The organism is Shewanella hanedai (assembly GCF_007197645.1).
Classification (GTDB): domain Bacteria; phylum Pseudomonadota; class Gammaproteobacteria; order Enterobacterales; family Shewanellaceae; genus Shewanella; species Shewanella hanedai.
Genome location: NZ_VKGK01000077.1, coordinates 1 through 1,917, shown reverse-complemented (window position 1 = coordinate 1,917; position 1,917 = coordinate 1). Strand labels below are relative to the sequence as shown.

Here is a 1,917-nt window from a genome sequence, read left to right as displayed (position 1 = left end):
TCATCAATGATGCCGAGCTAGATGGCCAAATCAACATCACCGTCGCCCTTGGCGAAGGCACGGCTGTCGGCGACACCTTAGTCGTCACCGACCAAGACAATAACGTTATCTTCAGCGGCCCCGTCACCCAGGCGATGATTGATGATGACCTCAGCTTAGTCATGGACGCGCCAGCAACCGGCACGACCCTTGTGATCACTGCTAACGTCACTGACCCTGCGGGCAACACCGCCACCGATAACGACAGCGCCACCTTGGATGTCGGTGGCAGCGCCACCATGACGCCCACCGTGGACATCACTGAAGATTCAAATGATGATGGCTTCATCAATGACGCCGAGCTTAACGGTCAAGTCAACATCACCGTTAAACTCGGCGAGGGCACTGAGCTCGGCGACACCATCGTGGTCACCGACCAAGACAATAACGTGATATTCAGCGGCCCCGTGACCCAGGCCATGATCGACAATGACCTCCAACTGGCCATCGATCCGCCTGCCACCGGCACCAACCTCGTCATCACCGCCACCGTCACCGACCCGGCAGGCAACACCGCTTCTGACAGTGACAACGCCACGCTTGATTATGGCGTCGGTACTGGCGCACCTGCAGGTCCTACCGTCCTTATCGATGAAGACGGCAATGATGATGGTTACATCAACAGCGCTGAGCTCGATGGTCAAATCAACATCACTGTCACCCTCGGTGCAGGCACTGCCGTCGGCGATACCTTGGTCGTCACCGACCAAGACAATAACGTGCTCTTCACTGGCACCGTCACCCAGACCATGATAGACAGTGGTCAAGCTGTGCTCATGGATGCACCGGCCACTGGCACCGACATTGTTGTCACCGCTACCGTCACCGACCCTGCAGGCAACACGGCCACGGGCAATGACGCGGCCACCCTTGATTACGGTGTAGGCACCGGTGCTCCAGCAGCACCAATCGTCGACATTACCGAAGACACTAACCAAGATGGCACCATCAACGATGCCGAGCTCGACGGTCAAATCAACATCACTGTCACCCTCGGCGCTGGTACTGTGGTCGGCGACACCTTAGTCGTCACAGACCAAGACAATAACGTGATTTTCACTGGCCCAGTTACCCAAGCCATGATCGACAGTGGCTTGAGTCTCGCCATCGATGCGCCTGCCACCGGCACCAATGTGATTATCACCGCCAACGTCACTGATGTCGCGGGTAACACGGCTGAAGGCTCTGACAGTGCCATCCTCGATTACGGCACTGATGCTCCTGGCGCACCGCTCGTTGAAATCACTGAAGATACTAATGATGACGGCTTTATTAATGACGCTGAGCTAGATGGCCAAATCAATGCCACCATTACTTTAACCGCCGGCACCGCCGTCGGTGACACCGTCATTATTACCGACCAAGACGGCAATGAGCTATTCAACGAAACAATCACCCAAGACATGCTCGATAACGGCATCAACGTCAGCTTCGATGCTCCCGCGACGGGCACCAATGTCGTCGTCACTGCTACCGTTACCGACCCTGCCGGCAACACCGCCTCTGCTTCAGATAATGCAACCCTCGACTATGGCACCGGCACCGGGGCACCCGCTGCGCCAATCGTTGACATTACTGAAGACACCAACAATGATGGCACCATCACTGATGCAGAGCTTGACGGTCAAATCAACATCACCGTCACCTTAGGTGCTGGCACGGAAGTGGGTGACACTGTCACCATCACTGACCAAGATAATAACGTGCTCTACACTGGTCCCGTCACACAAGCCATGCTCGACAGTGACATTGCACTTGTGATAGATGCACCGGCCACGGGCACTGAGCTGGTTATCACCGCCACCATCACAGACCCTGCGGGCAACACTGCCACAGGCTCAGACAGCGCCACACTCGATTACGATGACACCGTCACCG

Annotated in this window: 1 protein-coding gene; it reads left to right on the top strand. The window is 56.2% G+C overall.

The features are described 5' to 3' along the window. Positions 1-161 precede the first annotated feature (161 nt). On the top strand, positions 162-1,917 hold a 1,756-nt coding region (locus FN961_RS25645), incomplete at its 3' end, for a beta strand repeat-containing protein (RefSeq protein WP_221936157.1).